The organism is Haloferax sp. SDI50, assembly GCF_059802635.1.
Genome location: NZ_JBPULL010000002.1, coordinates 88252 through 104652, shown reverse-complemented (window position 1 = coordinate 104652; position 16401 = coordinate 88252). Strand labels below are relative to the sequence as shown.

Below are 16401 nucleotides of genomic sequence, written 5' to 3'. Positions count from 1 at the left end.
CCACAGACGGCGATGCGGCTATTCGAACCGAATCGAACGCCGCGGACTCGACTGCGCGTGTTCGCGTTCGCGTTCCCCTGTCGTGGTCGCGTCGGCTTGAACGTACGGGTTATCGCGGGAGTGCGTTCCCCGACCGCTCGAACGACGCCACGTCGCCGGCGTCGGCGGCGTCGATGAGGTCGTTGTTCACGAACAGGCGTTCGCCGTCCGTGTTCGAAAGCGAGAGGAACGTTCCCGTTCCCTCGGTCGCCCGCGAGTTCCGAACCGTGATGTCCGCGGTGTCGACGAGCGAAATCGCCGCCGCGTCGTCCGCGTCGTCCGCGTCGTCGCCGCGGTGAGCCTGTCGGCCGACGAAGCCGTCGACCAGCAGGCCGTCCACGTCCTCGCAGGCCAGCCCGCTCCGGTAGTAGTCGGGCAGGTCGTCGTCGTCGTCCCACTCGACGGTCACGTCGCGCATCGTCACGTCGCGGGCGTTCTCGACGTGGACGCCGGCGATGTCGTTGGCGAAGATGGGCGTGACGACCGAACTCGGCTGGAGGTCGAAGTTGCCGCCCACCTCGTCGGCGTGCTCGCTCCCGGTGAGTTCGATGCGGACGTTGTCGAACTCGATGGTCTCGATATCGGCGTCCTCGGAGCCGTAGACGAGCGCGCCGTTCTCGCTGCGCGCGACGATGTTCGAGAAGCGCACGTTCCGAATCCCGCCGAGGTCGGTGTCGTCGTCCCGCGGGACCGACGTGACGTAGATGGGCTCGCCCTTGCCCCACCACGGGCCGGGGAGCATGTTGGAGTTGACGACGATGTCGGTGAAAAGCACGTTCTCGACGACGCCCGAGTCGCGGTGCTGGATGCCGAGGCCGCGGTTCGACTCCTGCACGACGATGTTCTGGAACAGGCAGTCGCGAATCGTGTCGTCGGTGCCCGAGCCGAACTTGATGGCGCAGGCGCTCGACCGGAGCGTGCAGTTCGTCACGACGATGCCCTCGCAGGTCGTCGGCTCGTCGGGTCGCGCGCCGAAGGTGATGCTGTCGTCGCACGACTGGATGGTGCAGTCGGAGATGTGGACGTTCTTCGTGTCACCGAGCGCGATGCCGTCGCAGTTCGGGATGAGCAGGTGGTTGAGGATGTCGACGCCGCGGATATCGACCTCCTCGGTCCCGTGGAACGACAGCGTCCACGCGGGCATGTCGCGGATGGTCACGTCGCGGATGCGGACGTTCGTGCAGTTGTTGAACCGGAACATCGGGCCGGGCCGGAAGTCGGGTTTGGCGACGGGCCAGCCGTCCGTTCCCTTCGTCCGCGAGAGGTAGGCGTCGCCCTGTCTCGCCTCGTGGGGGCCGTTCGAGATGAGCGGGTGCGACGCGCTCTCGTTGGAGTGGCCCTGAATGGGCGTGTCCATCCGCATGAACTCGGTCCCGAGGCCGTCGAACTCGCCCTCACCGGCGATGGTGACGTTCTCCACGCCCTCGGCGAGGAAGAAGATGCGCTCGTTGTCGGGGCCGACGAACTTGTCCGTGTATTCGGACTCGTCCTTCGCTGGGCTGACGACCGCGCCGGCTTCCAGATAGAGCGTCACGTCGCTTCGGAGATGGACGGTTCCGACAGTGTACGTCCCGCTGGGGACGGTGACGGTCCCGCCGCCGGACGCAGAGCAGTCGTCGATGGCGGTCTGAAACGCCTCGGTCTGGAGGTCGGCCGTCTCGTCGGCGTAGGCTGTCACGTCGAAGGCACTCGCTGCGGGTGGCATGTACGCGTACCCTCGCGGTGGCCTATCTTTATACTACTGGTGGTCGGAGTTCGGCCGTGAGTGATGCTCGCCCAAACGTCCTGTTCGTGATGACTGACCAGCAGCGGTCGGACACGATTCGGGCGCTCGGAAACAGTCGAATCCACACCCCGAACATCGACCGACTCGTCGACCGCGGCGTCTCCTTTACCAACGCCTACTCGCCGGACCCAATCTGCATCCCGGCGCGGCACACCATTCGAACCGGCTGTGAGGCCGTCTCGACGGGCTATCTCGGGAACGAAAAGCGCGACGCGCGACACCTCGAACAGCGGTGCGGTCCTTTCCTCGCCCGGAGCATGCGCCAGCGAGGCTACCGGACGTTCCTCGTCGGGAAGTACCACGCCCACCCCCGCGACATCGACCTCGGCTACGATCACCACCTGAGCTTCGAGGCGTTCCGCGAGGAGACCGGCCACGAGGTCAAGACGACCGCCCGGCAGGGAGCGATGGTCCACCTCCCCCAACAGAACCGACTCCCGCCGGACGACAACTACGAGGCGTGGATGACCGACCGCGCGGTCGACCTCGTCGGCCGCGACACCGACGAGCCGTTTTTCGGCCTCGTCTCGTACGAACCGCCGCACCCGCCGTTCGCACCGTCGCCGCCCTTCGACCGGATGTACGACCCCGAGCGGCTCGAAAACCCGGTGAAAGGCGACCTTGAAATCGACCACATGGACGAGAAGATACCCGCGCAGAACCACCACTTCTGGACGACCCGCGAGGGCGGCATCGACGACACCACCGTTCGGGTCATCAAGGCGTACTACTACGGCATGATTTCGGAGGTCGACCGCCGCATCGGTCGCCTGCTCGACGCGGTCGAAGCCCGCGACGACGCCGACAACACGCTCATCTGCTTCTTCTCGGACCACGGCGAACTCCTCGGTGACCACCGCGGCTGGGAGAAGTCGTCGTTCTTCGAGTCGTCGTGTCGCGTCCCGTTTCTCGTGAGTTGGCCCGCGGAACTGCCGGCCGGCGAGCGCCGCGACGACCTCGTGGCGCTCACCGACCTGTTCGGCATCGCCACGACCGCCGCGGGCGACCAGGAACTCCGCGACGGCGTCGACGTGCTCGGGACGATTCGGGGCGACGCGGACCCCCGCGAGCGACTGTTCGGCTACCACCGGACGCCGCGGCTCCCGCCGAACTTCACCGGGATGGTCCGCGAGGGCCGCTGGAAGTACGTGTTCATGCGCAACGGCGGCCGGGAACAGCTGTTCGACCTCGCGGCCGACCCGAACGAACGCGACGACTGCGCCGCCGAGCACCCCGAGGTCGTCTCCGAACTCCGCGACGCGCTGGCGGCGAAGCTGGCCGACGCGGGCGCGGACGAGTTCGTCGAGAACGGGACGCTCAGACGCGCGCCGTACCAGGAAATCGACATGGGCAGACTCGTCCGCGAGCCGTATCCCGAGGAGCCGGCGGACGCGCTGGACTGACCGACCAGCGTTACCGGGTTCTCTCCCCCGCTTTCCCCGGGTTCTCTCCCTCGTTCTCCTCGCCGTCCGGTCCCCGAAATCGCCGGTCCCGCCGTACTTTTATGAACGTTCCGCGTAACCGACTACCACGAATGGAGATCAGCGACATCCGTACCATCCGGTTCAGCTGTGCGTCCCACATCGACCCCGACGAGAAGGGCCACGGCCACCCCGGCGAGCCGAGGGAGTCGACGCGGACCATCACCCACGTCGTCGTCGACGGCGGCCCCGACGGCTACTGCCGCGGCGGCCACGAGGCGGCCAACGAGTTCGCTAAGCAACACCTCGTCGGCGAGAACCCGCTGTACCGCGAGAAGCTCTGGCAACTGCTCTGCCGGGCCGAGCGACTGAACAAGGGGACGCTCACCGACAAGCGCGTCGCGCCCATCGACTGCGCGCTCTGGGACATCGCCGGCAAGGACGCCGGCCTCCCGGTCTACCAACTCATCGGCGCGGCCCGCGATTCGGTCCCGGCGTACGGCAGTACGATGGTCGGTGACGACGACCCCGACGGACTCGGCTCGCCCGAGGCGTACGCCGACTTCGCCGAGGAACTCGTCGCGGAGGGGTATCAGGCCGTCAAACTCCACACGTGGATGCCGCCGTTCGGTGACGACCCCGAACAGGACATCGCCGCCTGCCGGGCGGTCCGCGAGCGCGTCGGCGACGATATCGACCTCATGCTCGACGCCCACCACTTTTACAGTCGGAGCGAGGCCAAGAAAATCGGGACGGCGCTCGAAGACCTCGACTTCCGCTGGATAGAAGAGCCGATGGACGAACACTCGATGTCTTCCTACGAATGGCTCTCGAACGAACTCGATATCGCCGTCGTCGGCCCCGAGACCGCCGAGGGGCGGATGCACACCCGCGCCGAGTGGATTAAGCGGGACATCGCAGATATCATCCGCGTCGGCGTCTACGACGTTGGCGGCCTCACGCCGGCGCTGAAGGCGGTCGGCCTCTGCGAGTCGTTCAACATCGAGTGCGAGATACACGGCCGCGACGCGCCCAACCTCCAACTGCTCGGGACGATGGCGTTCCCCGGCCGGTACTACGAGCGCGGCCTCCTGCACCCGAAGCACGACTACGAGACGTACTTCCCCGGTCTCGAACACCCGCCGGACGAAATCGACGACAACGGCGTGGTCGAACTGCCGCAGACGCCCGGTCTCGGCTACGCGTTCGACTGGGACTACATCGACGCCAACCGCGTCGCGTAACTGCCTCGGCAGGCGGGACGGAACGAGTTCGGACGCGACGAGAGAGAACGACGACGCGACGGCGGTCGCTCGCGAAACGCTATCCCCGTTTTTCCGAGTGGTGATTCAGTTCGCCGTTCCGGTCGGTGGCCGAGCCTCGGGGGTCAATTGTACGCGCCCCAGAGCCGGAGCAACAGGTAGCCGCCGACGCCGACGCCGATGAGAGAGATGCCCCAGACGCCGAACATCCCCGCGAGCGTCCCGTCGAGGACGAACCGCGCGAGGACAATCATGAAGACGCCGGCGAGCACGGTCATGATGAAACTCCGGTTCGACGACGCGGCCTTCCGGAGCGAAGGCACGCGCGATGCGTTGACTGACATACGTACTCACACGGTCGCTCTCCGCACACAAATAGATACTGTTCGCACGGGGGTCGTTCGACCGGCTCGCACGGCTCTGCGGGGCGAAAACGTGGTGCTGGAAAGCGGCTGACGGTCAGCGGTCGGTGGTCGGTGGCCGATGGTCGGTGGTTGGCCGCGCACGGCGTCCGCGAGCCCGGTTCAGTCGTCGACGATGCTCGGACTGTCCCAGTACTCGTGGGTGTCGTCGGCGCGGAAACACCGCGCGGCGTGGCCGGTCTCGTCTTCGAACGCGCCCGGGTCGTTCGTCTCACAGACCTCGCGCGCCTTCGGACAGCGCGGGTGGAAGTGACAGCCGCTGGGTCGGTTCGTCGGGTCGGGGATGTCGATTTTCCGAATCGGGAGGTCGTCGTCCTCGTCTCCTTCGTAGAGGTTCGGGGTCGCCCACTTCAGCGCCTGCGTGTAGGGGTGCTGAGGGTCACCGATGACCTGCTCTATCGGCCCGACTTCGACGATGCGGCCGAGGTACATGACGGCGATGCGGCCGCCGGACTTTTCGGCGATGTACCGGGCGTTCGAGAGGTCGTGGCTGATGAAGACGTAGGAGGTGTTGAACAGGTCTTGCAGTTCGAGCATCAGGTCCATCATCTCCACCCGGAGGCTCACGTCGAGGGCGCTGATGGCTTCGTCGGCGAGGATGACGTCCGGGTTCAAAAGCAGCGACCGAACCAACACGACGCGCTGTTTCTCGCCGCCCGAGAGCTGGTGGGGGAACCGCTCGACGAAGTCCTCGGCGGGCGTCAATCCGACGCGTTCGAGGAGCGCATAGACGCGCTTTCTGCGCTCTTCCTCACCGAGGCTCGGGTTCCACTTCTTCAGGGGGAGCATCAGCGAGGTGAGGATGCGCTGGTTCGGATTCAGCGCGCTGCCGGGGTCCTGGTGGATAATCTGGAGCGACCGCCGAATCTCCGAGAACGGGATGTCCGGGTCGCGGCTGTTTTTCGCCTCCCAGATATCCTGTCCGCGGTAGGTAATCGAGCCCTGGGTCGGCTCCTGCGCGCCGATGATGGTCTTCCCGAGCGTCGACTTGCCGCAGCCGGACTCGCCGATGAGCGTGACCACGTCGTTTTCCCCGATGTCGAGCGAGATGCCGTCGACGGCCCGGACCGTCTGTCGCTCGCCGAACAGGCCGAGGAAGCCGCTGCTGTCCGTGAAGTGGACCGATACGTCGTCTACCGAGAGGATGGAGTTATCGACGCTCATTCGCCTTCACCGCCCTCTTCGGCCGCTTCCATCGCGGGAATCGGAATCTCGTCGGACACGTCGTCGTGGTAGAAACACGCAGTTCGGTGGCCGTTTCCGCGGTCAGCCATCGGCGGCTCGGCCTCCGCGCAAGACTCGTCAGCCATCGGGCACCGCGGCCGGTACGAACAGCCGGGGATGTTGGTCACCGGGTCGGGCTTCGACCCCGAGATGGACTGCATCTCCTCGATGGGCGCGTTCAGGTCCGGCGTCGCGTTGAGGAGCGACCGCGTGTAGGGGTGCGCCGCGTCGTAGAGAATTTCCTCGGTCGAGCCGATTTCGACGATGTCGAACGCGTACATCACGACGAGTCGGTCCGCGAGCTTGGTGAGAAGCGGCAGGTCGTGCGTGATGAAGATGATGGTCAGGTCGTACTCCTCTTTGAGCTCCTTGAGCAGCGAGACGATAGAGCGCTGCATCAGGAGGTCGAGCGCGGCGGTCGGCTCGTCCATCACGAGCACCTCCGGTTCGAGGATGAGCGCGAGCGCGACGAGCGCGCGCTGTTTCATCCCGCCCGAGAGCTCGTAGGGGTACGAGTCGAGGACGCGGTCGGGGTCGAGATAGAGGTCGCCCAGAATCTTGCGGGCGCGGTCGAGCCCCGCCTCCACGTCGCGGTTGTGGTCTTCGAGGGTCTCCCTGAAGTGGCCGCGGACCTTCTTGACGGGGTTGAACGAGCTCATCGCGCCCTGGAACACCATGGCGACTTCGCCCCAGCGGAACTTCCGCAGCGCTTCCTCGTCGAGGTCAAGCACGGAAATCGGCTCGCCGCCGTCGGGCGGGTAGTAGGTAACCTCGCCGGAGGTCTCGCCCGGGCTGACGACCGCGTTCATCAACGCGGACGACGTCATCGACTTGCCGCTGCCGCTTTCGCCGACCATCCCGAGCGTCTCGTTGCGGTAGATATCGAAGTCGACGTTGCGGACGACTCTCGATTCGCCTCGGTTGGTCCCGAAGGTGACCTCCAGGTCGCGGACTTCGAACACGACGTCTTGGTCGGGGTCCGAGTCGTTCTGATTCGACGTTCGCATTGCTTGGTTGGTAGTCATCGTCTGGTTATAGGTGTTGGCACGGGGTCAGTCCCCGCCGGTCGCCTGCGATTGGTTGTTCTTCGAGGTACCTTTCTTCGAGGTGTTCGCGTGGCGCGCCCGGAGGCGGACGTTGAACAGGCTGTCGAGCCCCTGCGACAGGAGGACGAGCCCGAACGACAGCAGGAAGATACAGACCATGGGCGCGACCATCCACGGGAGCATGTCCGGGCGGGTGAGCGCGTTGCCCTCGTACGCGAGGTTCATCATGACGCCCCAGTTGAACGTGGTAAACGGCAGGATGCCGAGGAAGTACAGCCCCACGGACTCGAAGATGATGCGCCGCGAGGTGAGCGCCCCGTTAATCATCACGTACGGCATGAGCTGCGAGAGGATGTCCCGCCGGAGAATCGACGACAGCGGGATGCCCATGATTTCGGACGCCTCGACGTAGGACTCCTCGCGGATGCTCAGCACCTGCGAGCGGACGGTCCGCGCCAGCCCCGGCCAGTTGTCGATGCCGAGGAACACCCCGACGATGTAGGGGTTTTCTGGCTGGAAGATGGCCGTGATGACGATGATGAGCGGCAGACCCGGAATCGTGATGACCACGTCGGTGACGGTCATCAGGAACGAGTCGATGCGCGTGCCGTGTTCGAAGCCGGCGACGACGCCCACGAGGGCGGCGAAGCCGACGCTCACGACCGCGCCCGCGAAGATCATCTTGAACATACCCGGCGTCGCGTGGATGAGCTGGGCGTGAATCGGTTGGCCGAACACGTCGGTGCCGAGCGGGTACGCCAGCGATTCGAACGGTGCGGCGAGAACGGGAGCGTCACCGCTCGTCGGCCGCTCGACGAGCCAGACGCCGACGGTTCCCATGAGGAGGAAAAAGGCGAGAATCGCGCCGCCGACGAGCGCGCGCCAGTCGTCGGCCGCGATGCGCGCGGGGGCGACGACGTTCATCTCGAGGAATCGCTTTGCGCGGTCGGCCCGCGATTCGGGGTCCGGGTCGATGTCCTCGTCGTAGAGGTCCTTCAGGTCGAACGAGTCGGAATGTGCTTCGCTCATAGTTACTCCTCACCCACCGAGATGCGCGGGTCGATGAGCGTGTACGTGAGGTCGGCGATGAAGATAGCGGTCAGCGAAATCGCCGTGAACACGAGGAGCGTGCCCATCAACAGCGGGTAGTCCTGCGTCTTGACCGCCTCGAACATCAGGAGGCCCATGCCCGGGTACGCGAACACCTCCTCGACGATGACGGCGCTGCTGAAGACGCCGGCGATGCCGATCATGAACTGCGTGTACATCGGGAGGATGGAGTTGTGCCCGAGGTACTGCGTGGCGATGCGGGTCTCGCGGAGACCCCGCAGTTGCGCCACGCGGATGTAGTCCTCGCCGAGGACGCGAATCGCGTTGCCGCGCATGGCGAGCGCGCCGGAGGTCGCGAGCGCGCCCATCGAAATCGCCGGGAGCGCCGCGTGTTGCACGAGACTGAGCATAAACTCCGGATTGTACCCCGCGGCGATGCCCGAGCCGATGCGGCCGCCGGTCGGGAAGTAGTTGTTCTGGATGGCGAGGAAGTAGATGAGCACGACGCCGACGATGTAGTACGGAATCGAGTTGAGTCCGATGATGAGCGATGACACCGTGGAGTCGAACCGCGACTTCTCCCGGTAGGCCGTCATCACGCCGAGGAAGATGCTCAGCGAGTAGCCCAGCGCGAGCGCGTAGACGCTGATGAACATCGACCACGGGATGCGCTGCATGATGAGCGTCGTGACCTCCTCGTTTTTGAAGAACGAGGTCCCGAGGTCCTGCCGGAGAATCACGTCAGACGCGTAGTTGAAATACTGTACGTGCATCGGCTGGTCCGGGTTCACGTTCGTGTAGAGCTGTATCATCCTGTTCAGTCGGTCGATATCGACGCTCCCGCCGCTCTGCGAGAGGATCACGCTCCGCATCGCTTCCGTCGGGCCACCGGGCATGGCCTGGTACAGCAGAAACGAGACCGTCATCGTGACGAAAAACGTCAGTATCGCTTGCCCGAGACGCTTCAACAAATACTTTGGTGTCATTATTAATAGTTTGGCTTCTAGCGTGAGAGAGCTTAATTGTGGTGGTTAAGCCCGTCGAGGGTGCCGTCTCACCTCACTGCGAGTTGGAGCTAATCCATCCGTTTTTGAAGGAGAACTCGCCCGGTCGGTTCGTGTTGAGTTCGTAGTCGTCGCCCGTCGGCATGGAGAAGTCCTGCGTGTCGCCCCAGTAGCCGGAGTCTTCCTCGACGAAGACGAAGTCGGGAAGCGCGTAGTTGAACCACTGGACGAGGTCGCGGGTCCGCTCTCTGACCTGCTCTGCGGACTCGGAGTTCGGCAGGTCGTTCATCAGCTGTGCGGGCTGAATCTCTTTGCCGCTGCCGGAGATTTCGGTCGCGCCGACCTCGCTCGGGATGGTCGTCGTAAAGGGCTTGCCCGTCGGGCCGGTCTCGTTCCCACTGGAGGGGTCACCGACCTCGATGCCGTAGAAGTTGTTCGAGAAGTACGCCGTCGGGTGCCACAGCGCCTTCGCGACGTGCCATATCCAGAAGATGTCCGCCTCGTACGTTTGGAGGCGCTGGTAGTAGTCGGTCGAGCTGACCGTGCTGATTTCGGTCTGGATGCCGAACGCGTTGAGCTGGTCGTTGAAGACCTTCGTCGCCTGCACCTGGGTGTTGTTGTTCTGCGTCAGGACCGTGAAGGTGAACGACTCGCCGTCCGGGTCGACCCACGTCCCGTTTTCCTTGGTGTAGCCGGCGTCTTCGAGCAGTTGCGTCGCCGCGTCGAGGTCCTTGCCGACCGGGTAGTCGATGAGCTGGTCGACGAAGTCCTCGCCGAGGTACTCCTCGTGAATCGTCGAGCGCAGCGCCGTCTGGTTCTCGGCGGGTGCGCCCACGGTTCCGGCCTGCCGCATCGCGGCGACCATCGACTCGAAGTCCACCGCGTTGACGATGGCGCGCCGAACCGGGAGTCGCGCGATGTGCTCGTTTTTGAAGTTGAACGTGAACTTCTGCGTGCGGAACCAGTTGAGTCGGTAGACGTTCTCGATGTTGTCCGGGTACCGGGACTGCTGGGACTCCGACATGAGCACGTCGGGGTTCATGTCGAGCTGGTCGTTCACCGACAGCGACTCCACGTCGGCGGTCGTCTCGGGGATGATGCGCACCTTCGGGATGTCCGTCCGGCTCGCGTACGGGTGGTCTTCGAACTTCTCGAGGATGGTCTCCGAGGAGTTGAAGCCGGTGACGCGGTACAGCGCGTTGCCGAGCCCCTCGTCGATGAGCTGTTGGGTCGTGATGCTCATGTCGAGGAGGTCGCTCGTCACGCTCTCGCGCTCGCTCTCATTCGATGCTTCCTCGTAGCGGGTGAGGTATTCGCGGTAAATCGACCGCGGGGTGTTGACGAACGTCTCGGCGACGTTCGCCTTCATCAGGTTGGGCGAGACGGCCGTCTTGAACGTCCGCTCGATGGTGTAGTCGTCGACCAGCGTGTTGCTCTCGATGGGCGACTGCTCGGGCGATTGCAGGCGGTCGATTTCGAGGCCGATGTAGTAGTCTTCGGCCGTCAGGTCGTCGCCGTTCCACCACTTGAACCCCTCGGGGAACGTCAGCGTGAGCGTCCGCCCGTCGACGGTCATGTCTTCGAGCAGGTCGGGTCGGACCGACCCGTCGGCGTAGCCGCGCGCGACTTCCTCGAACAGCTGGTCCTGCAGGGTGTGCGCGTAGTTGCCGAGGCTGTAGCGGTTGAACTGCACGTCCGTCGCGGGTCGGCCCGCGGGGTAGTCGAGGGTGTCGTCAGCGAGGCTCGCGCCGCCCTCGGTGCTCGTGCCGCCGTCCGTCCCGTCTCCGGTGCCGCCGTCTTCGGTCGTCTGTCCCGAACTATCGAAGCAGCCGGCCAGTCCAGCCGTGCCAGCCACCGCCCCGTACTTGATAAGGTCTCGTCTACTCCAGTTGGTTGAACGCTTTCCAGCCATGCGGTATCATCTATCATGATACTCCCCGTTAATATAGATACTGGATTTGCCCATCCCAACCATGATAGAGAAAATAACAGTTCCCCGCTCGTTCGCGCTGATTCTCGCTCCGTCTCACGCGCTCCTCGCCGTCCACAGCAACAGTCCGAGCATCACGACCGCTAATCCGCCGAACGTCGTCAGTTGGAGATAGACGAGCGCGTGGGTCGTCGTCCCCGGCTCGATAGACGGCAGCGAGAGGAGAAGCAGGGCGATAGAGGCCAGCGAGATGACGAGGACGAGCTTCATTCGGGTCTCGTAATCGCGGAGCACGTCGGCGAGACTCGTTTCGGGCATGTCTGCGTAGAGTACCGCGGTGTATTTCAGTATACTGCCCCGCCGGGCGACGAGTCGCGCGGCGCACGCGAGACCGGTGCGGGCGGCCCGGCAGACTCGCGCCCTCGCCAACTCCGGCCGGGCCGTCCGTTCCTGCGGTAGACTTAGATAAGACGAGACGGAATGGGGGTGCATGGACAGAGGATTAGTACTCATCGAGAACACCGACTCGCACGCCGACCTCCTCCGGGAGGCCAGAGAACACGCGCTCGGCGCGGACGCCGACCTCGTCCTCCTCGTCACGCTCACCGAAGACGAGTTCGAGGAGACCCAGGAGGTCCTCGACACCATCGGCGACGTCGAGCACACGTCGTACACCGAACAGGACGCGTTCAAGGGCGCGATGAACGACGCCGAGGAAGTCGCCCGGAAGGTCTTCGCGACCGACGACGAGGTGTCCTACGAAATCGTCCCGCGAATCGCCGCCGAGAAAGAGCGCGCCGAGACGGTCATCGACGTTGCCGACGAGGAGGGCGCAGACCACGTGTTCATCCTCGGCCGGAAGCGGTCGCCGACCGGAAAGGCGCTGTTCGGTGACCTCGCGCAGTTCGTGATTCTCAACTTCGACGGCTACGTGACGCTTCACACCGAGTGAGCGTCGTCGCGGCTGTCTGACCCGCAACCCTCGTTTTTCGGACTCATCGACCCGCGCAGTGAGCGGTCAGTCAGCAGCCGCCACCAGCGAGTCGAACGCGAGCCGCCGGACGCCCGTTCGCGACCGCCTCAGCGCGTCTTGTCCACGACGTACTCGAGCGTCACGTCGACGCCGGGGTCGGTACGCCACTCGAAGACGAGGTCCCAACTCCCGGCGGAGCCGTTCCACTCCACGTAGCTCTCCCACGCGTACGTCTCGGTGGACCCCGTCGTCGCGGGCTTCGCGCGGACGGCGAGCGCGGACGCCTCGAAGTCCTCCGGTTCGTCGACGCTCCCCGGGATGGTCACGTCGGGGAACTCGCTGACGCCCTCGACGCGCGCCGCGGGCGACTCGCCGGCCGAGAGCGTCACCTCGCCGTCAGCGAAGCCGCCGCCGACGTTGTCCCGCACGACCGTCGTGTTCGAGAAAATCCCGATGTTGCGGGTCGTCCCGCCGCCCCGAACGTCGTTGTTGACGATGCGGTTGTGATTGCACGCCGGCCCGGTTTCGAGGATGCCCCACGTCTGTTTCGGTTCGTCGCGGTCGTCGTAGACGCGGAGATTGCTAATCGAGACGCCCTCCGCGGGAAGCTGTTCGCCGTCGTCCCGCGAGTCGATGCGGACGCCGTCGCCGTTCGTGTTCTTGACGACGCCGCCCTGCACCGCGAAGTCCCGGCAGTTCTGCACGAGGATTCCTTGGTCCTCCGCGCCCTCGATGTTGACGTGGCCGATGGTGATGTCGTAGCACTCGGAGACGCCGAAGACGCCCCGATTGCCGCCGCGGCTGACGACTTCCCCGACTGTCACGTCGTGCGCGCCGTTGGCGACGCGGAACGTTGCGTAGCCCGCAGGGCCGCCCGGCTCGCGGCCGACGACGCTGTTGACCGTCGCGTCGACGGTGTCGTTGAGGAGGACGACGCAGCTCGCGGGGTCGTTGCCGACGACCTGCTCGATTTGAATGCGGTCGACGCCGTAGGTCTCGACGCCGTGGTGGCCGTTCCCCTCGACGTATATCTGCCCCATCTGGATGTCGGTCGACCGGGGCGCGTCGCCCCGCCCGTCGATGCGGATGCCGTCGCTCGTGACGCCCGTGATGCGGATGTCGCCCAGACGGACGTTCGAACAACTGGTGAGTCGGATGCCCATCGCTGCGGGCCCCTCGACGACGAGCGATTCCACGTCGATGTGTTCCGCGCCGACGGCCCGGACGACCGGCGGCACCGACTCCCCGTCGGGAATCGAGAGCGTCGCCGGCGCGTCGAGCGTCGTGTAGCTCGGGAGTTCGAGGCTCCCGTCCGCGCTCGTCATCTCGCCGGGCGAGGCGATGAGCACCTTCTCGTTCCACGTCCGCCCCTCGGTGAGGCTGTCGATGGCCGCCTGCGCGACCGGGACGACGCCGTCGCCCGACGCGACTTCGCCGTCCGCGCCGTCCGCGTGGAACGTCCCGTCGTCGTCCTTCCAGACGATGACGTCGGCGTCGCGCGCCGAGGTGTAGACGCGACCCACGTCGAGCGACGCGAGATTGTACAGTCCGTTCCCGTTCGCATCGACGTCCCGATTCCACGGTTTGCCGCTGTTTCCGCGGCCGTTTCCGCGGTCCTCTTCGCCGTCGTCCTCGCGTTCCTCACCGAACTGGGCGGCCGCGGTGCCGGACAGCGCCGCGACGCCCGTGCCCCCGAGGAGCGCGAGCGCGGTTCGTCTGCTGAGCGACGCCTGATTCGAATCGCTGGCTGTGGGTGTGTCTTTCATACCCACGAATCCGTTCCTAACAAATATAAATAAAGTTAATTGCAGAATCAGGACCGCTCGCACCGGCGAACGTGCGTCGCTGGACGCATCGAAAACGGGACAGACAGGGGACGTGACTCGGGCTTCGGGGTTACTCCGGCGGGCTGTCCCACTCCTCGCCGTCGTCCTGCGGGTGGTAGCCGATTCGCGAGCGGGCGTGTTCGAGGTCGTACCACCGGCGCTGGTTGTCGCTCACGCCGCTGAAGATACCGAATTCGACGTTGTCGTCTTGCAGACAGCAGTCGATTTCGTGGGCGAAGTCGCGGCGGGACTGCCACATCGCCTTCATGCGCCCGACGGTCTCTTCGTACTCGGCGCTCCCGCGTTCGAACTCGCCGTTCTCGACGGCGGCCTCGGCGTCGCCGTAGGGGTGGTCGTACTCGGGCATCCGGACGCTGCACACCCGGAGGGCGTAGAACTGCTTGGGGTATTCGTAGTTCTCGACGTAGTACCGACCCATGTCCTCGCCGTAGGCCTTCGACGCGCCGTAAAACGAGTCGGGGCGGACGGGGTCCTCGTGGCCGATGACGAGTCCGTGACCCGGCTCGTATATCTCGGGGGCAAACTCGTCCTCGTAGCCGCCCATGACGTGGTTGGTCGAGAGGAAGACGAACGACTCGATTTCGTTCTCGCGGGCGACTTCGAGCGCGTTGTACATCCCGATGATGTTGGGCTCGAAGATGTCCTCCCACGTCCCGTCGGTGTAGGGGTACGCCGCCATGTGGACCATCGCGTCCTGCCCCGCCGCGGCCTCGTCGAGGGCGTCGTAGTCGGACACGTCGCCGACGACGGTGTCGTAGCCGCCGTAGGGGTGGTCGTCGGGGCGGTCGGAGCGGTTGAAGTACGTGAAGTCGTAGGCGTCGTCGTCGTGCAGGTGGTCTATGACTGCGGTGCCGCACCGGCCATAGACGCCGGTCATCAAGACGTCCATACGAATCCACTCTGACCAAATCGTAATAAATTGAGGGGTGACCGCGAAATCAGACTTCGACTCGGGTGCCGTTCCGGCCCGCCCGTTCGGGTCACGAAGCCTGACTGTCGCGCACCAGATGGACGACTCGCGGGCGCTCTCACGCGCGAACGCCGGATTCAGGCGTTGACGATGGGTTTATCACGGTTGACTCAGATTGACTGTACCATGCCACTCGCAGACGACCGTGTACGTAGTCGTCTCCGTGGCGTCGCCGTCGGCTTGCTCACGCCGTTCGACGACGACCTGGAGATTCAACACGACAAACTCGAAGCGAACGCGAAGTCGCTTTCCGGCGACGGTATCTCGTCGTTCCTCGCGGCCGCGAACATCAGCGAATATCACTCGCTGTCCCAACAGGAGCGCGTCGACGTGACGGAGACGGCGGTCGACGCGCTCCCTGACAGCGCCTGCGTCCTCGCCGGCGTCGGCGGGTCGACGAAGGCCGCGACCGACCTGATAGACGCCTACGACCGCGTCGGCGTGGACGCCATGATGGTCATGCCGCCGGACCACACCTACGTCCACGAACGGGGACTCATCCGCTACTACGAGAAACTCGACGCCGCGACCGACACGCCGCTCGTTCCCTACGTCCGCGGCTTCGACCCCTCGGTCTCCTTCCTCCGCGACCTCTCGCGCATCGAGGGCGTCGTCGGCGTCAAGTACGCCATCGAGGACCCAGTCAAGCTCGGTTCCGCCGTCGCCGTCGCGGACGACGACGTGGTCTGGGTGGACGGCCTCGCGGAACCCTACGCCGTCTCGTTTTGGAACGAGGGCATCGAGGGGTTCTCGGCGGGCGTCAGCAATTTCCGCCCGGAGATCGGCCTCGCGCTGTTCGAGGCGCTCACCGAGGAGAACTGGGAACGCGCCCGCGAGATTCGCGACCTGACGCTCCCCTTCCAAGCCCTCCGCGGCGAGACGGGAACCGACAACGACCTTCCCGGCGCGATAAGCGTCCCGATAGTGAAGAAGGGCCTCGAACTGGCCGGCCTGCACGGCGGGTCGGTCCGCGAACCGATTCGGTCGCTGTCGGCTGACGACGAGCACCGCGCCGAGGAACTGTACGAGGAACTCGACGACGGCATCGCCCGCGTCATCGACTGACTCACCGACGACTCCGACCGCACCGACGACTCCGACCGCACCGATATCGACTGACCGCGCTCACCGCACCTGCCTGACGCTACCCGACGGCAGCCGTCGGAAGCACCTCTCCCCATTTTTCGCCGCCTCGACGTTCCCTCGCTCCGCTGTTGAGCCGTTTTAACGTCTTACGGCCCGCTCGTCTCCCACCGGACTCCCGGCCTGCACCAATCATAACACACCTTCAGCTCCGGCAGTTGAGCGGCTCCATCCCCAGACTGACCGCACGAGGGCAGCGTTATACTCCATTTTGTTCGCCGGTGGGGAACGCACATCAGGCGAATCGTGCCCAATTATTCACTCTGGATGGATTTTGCGTTCCC

14 protein-coding genes are annotated in these 16401 nt (G+C 65.1%); 4 read left to right on the top strand and 10 right to left on the bottom strand.

The features are described from left to right. Positions 1–109 precede the first annotated feature (109 nt). Entirely contained in the window at positions 110–1744 is a 1635-nt protein-coding gene (locus ACSR87_RS15420) for a glycoside hydrolase family 28 protein (RefSeq protein ID WP_498531146.1), read from the bottom strand. 56 nt (positions 1745–1800) lie between these two features. Here ACSR87_RS15420 and ACSR87_RS15415 point away from each other — a divergent pair, with 56 nt between their 5' ends. Further along, a complete protein-coding gene (locus ACSR87_RS15415) occupies positions 1801–3228 on the top strand; it encodes a sulfatase family protein (protein ID WP_498531145.1) in 1428 nt (475 codons plus the stop codon). Positions 3229–3359: 131 nt separating this feature from the next. Further along, complete coding sequence (locus ACSR87_RS15410; protein ID WP_498531144.1) at positions 3360–4490, top strand: enolase C-terminal domain-like protein; 1131 nt, start codon at positions 3360–3362, stop codon at positions 4488–4490. Positions 4491–4633: 143 nt separating this feature from the next. Here the strand turns inward: ACSR87_RS15410 and ACSR87_RS15405 are convergent, their stop codons facing one another. The 7 genes from ACSR87_RS15405 to ACSR87_RS15375 form a co-directional block, all read right to left on the bottom strand. After that, the gene (locus tag ACSR87_RS15405; RefSeq protein WP_008573157.1) at positions 4634–4852 is read right to left on the bottom strand and encodes a hypothetical protein; all 219 of its coding nucleotides are present in this window, start codon (positions 4850–4852) and stop codon (positions 4634–4636) included. A 180-nt stretch (positions 4853–5032) separates the two neighbouring features. After that, positions 5033–6094 carry an ABC transporter ATP-binding protein gene (locus tag ACSR87_RS15400; RefSeq protein ID WP_498531143.1) on the bottom strand — a complete coding sequence of 354 codons (1062 nt, stop codon included), beginning with the start codon at positions 6092–6094 and terminating at the stop codon, positions 5033–5035. Beyond that, positions 6091–7161, bottom strand: a complete 1071-nt coding sequence (locus ACSR87_RS15395; protein ID WP_498531142.1) for an ABC transporter ATP-binding protein — start codon at positions 7159–7161, stop codon at positions 6091–6093. The genes ACSR87_RS15400 and ACSR87_RS15395 overlap by 4 nt, the downstream gene beginning before the upstream one ends. Before the next feature lie 45 nt (positions 7162–7206). Next, on the bottom strand, positions 7207–8229 hold the full coding sequence (locus ACSR87_RS15390) for an ABC transporter permease (RefSeq protein WP_498531141.1): 1023 nt from the start codon (positions 8227–8229) through the stop codon (positions 7207–7209). A gap of 2 nt (positions 8230–8231) precedes the next feature. Next, positions 8232–9236, bottom strand: coding sequence for an ABC transporter permease (locus ACSR87_RS15385; protein ID WP_239640814.1), 1005 nt, complete (start codon positions 9234–9236; stop codon positions 8232–8234). 73 nt (positions 9237–9309) lie between these two features. Further along, positions 9310–11109, bottom strand: a complete 1800-nt coding sequence (locus ACSR87_RS15380; RefSeq protein ID WP_008573167.1) for an ABC transporter substrate-binding protein — start codon at positions 11107–11109, stop codon at positions 9310–9312. Between the two features lie 171 nt (positions 11110–11280). Next, positions 11281–11502: a hypothetical protein gene (locus ACSR87_RS15375; protein WP_004061687.1), complete on the bottom strand. Its 222-nt coding sequence runs from the start codon at positions 11500–11502 to the stop codon at positions 11281–11283. Positions 11503–11674: 172 nt separating this feature from the next. Between ACSR87_RS15375 and ACSR87_RS15370 the strand changes: the two genes are divergently transcribed. Next, positions 11675–12136 carry a universal stress protein gene (locus ACSR87_RS15370; RefSeq protein WP_008573174.1) on the top strand — a complete coding sequence of 154 codons (462 nt, stop codon included), beginning with the start codon at positions 11675–11677 and terminating at the stop codon, positions 12134–12136. Positions 12137–12264: 128 nt separating this feature from the next. On the opposite strand, the gene ACSR87_RS15365 is transcribed toward ACSR87_RS15370, so the two are convergent. Together ACSR87_RS15365 and ACSR87_RS15360 are read right to left on the bottom strand one after the other, a co-directional pair. Continuing rightward, positions 12265–13923, bottom strand: coding sequence for a right-handed parallel beta-helix repeat-containing protein (locus ACSR87_RS15365; protein ID WP_498531140.1), 1659 nt, complete (start codon positions 13921–13923; stop codon positions 12265–12267). 130 nt (positions 13924–14053) lie between these two features. Then, entirely contained in the window at positions 14054–14893 is an 840-nt protein-coding gene (locus ACSR87_RS15360; protein ID WP_498531139.1) for an NAD-dependent epimerase/dehydratase family protein, read from the bottom strand. A 207-nt stretch (positions 14894–15100) separates the two neighbouring features. On the opposite strand from ACSR87_RS15360, the gene ACSR87_RS15355 reads away from it, so the two are divergent. Then, positions 15101–16039 carry a dihydrodipicolinate synthase family protein gene (locus ACSR87_RS15355; protein WP_498531138.1) on the top strand — a complete coding sequence of 313 codons (939 nt, stop codon included), beginning with the start codon at positions 15101–15103 and terminating at the stop codon, positions 16037–16039. Positions 16040–16401 lie beyond the last annotated feature (362 nt).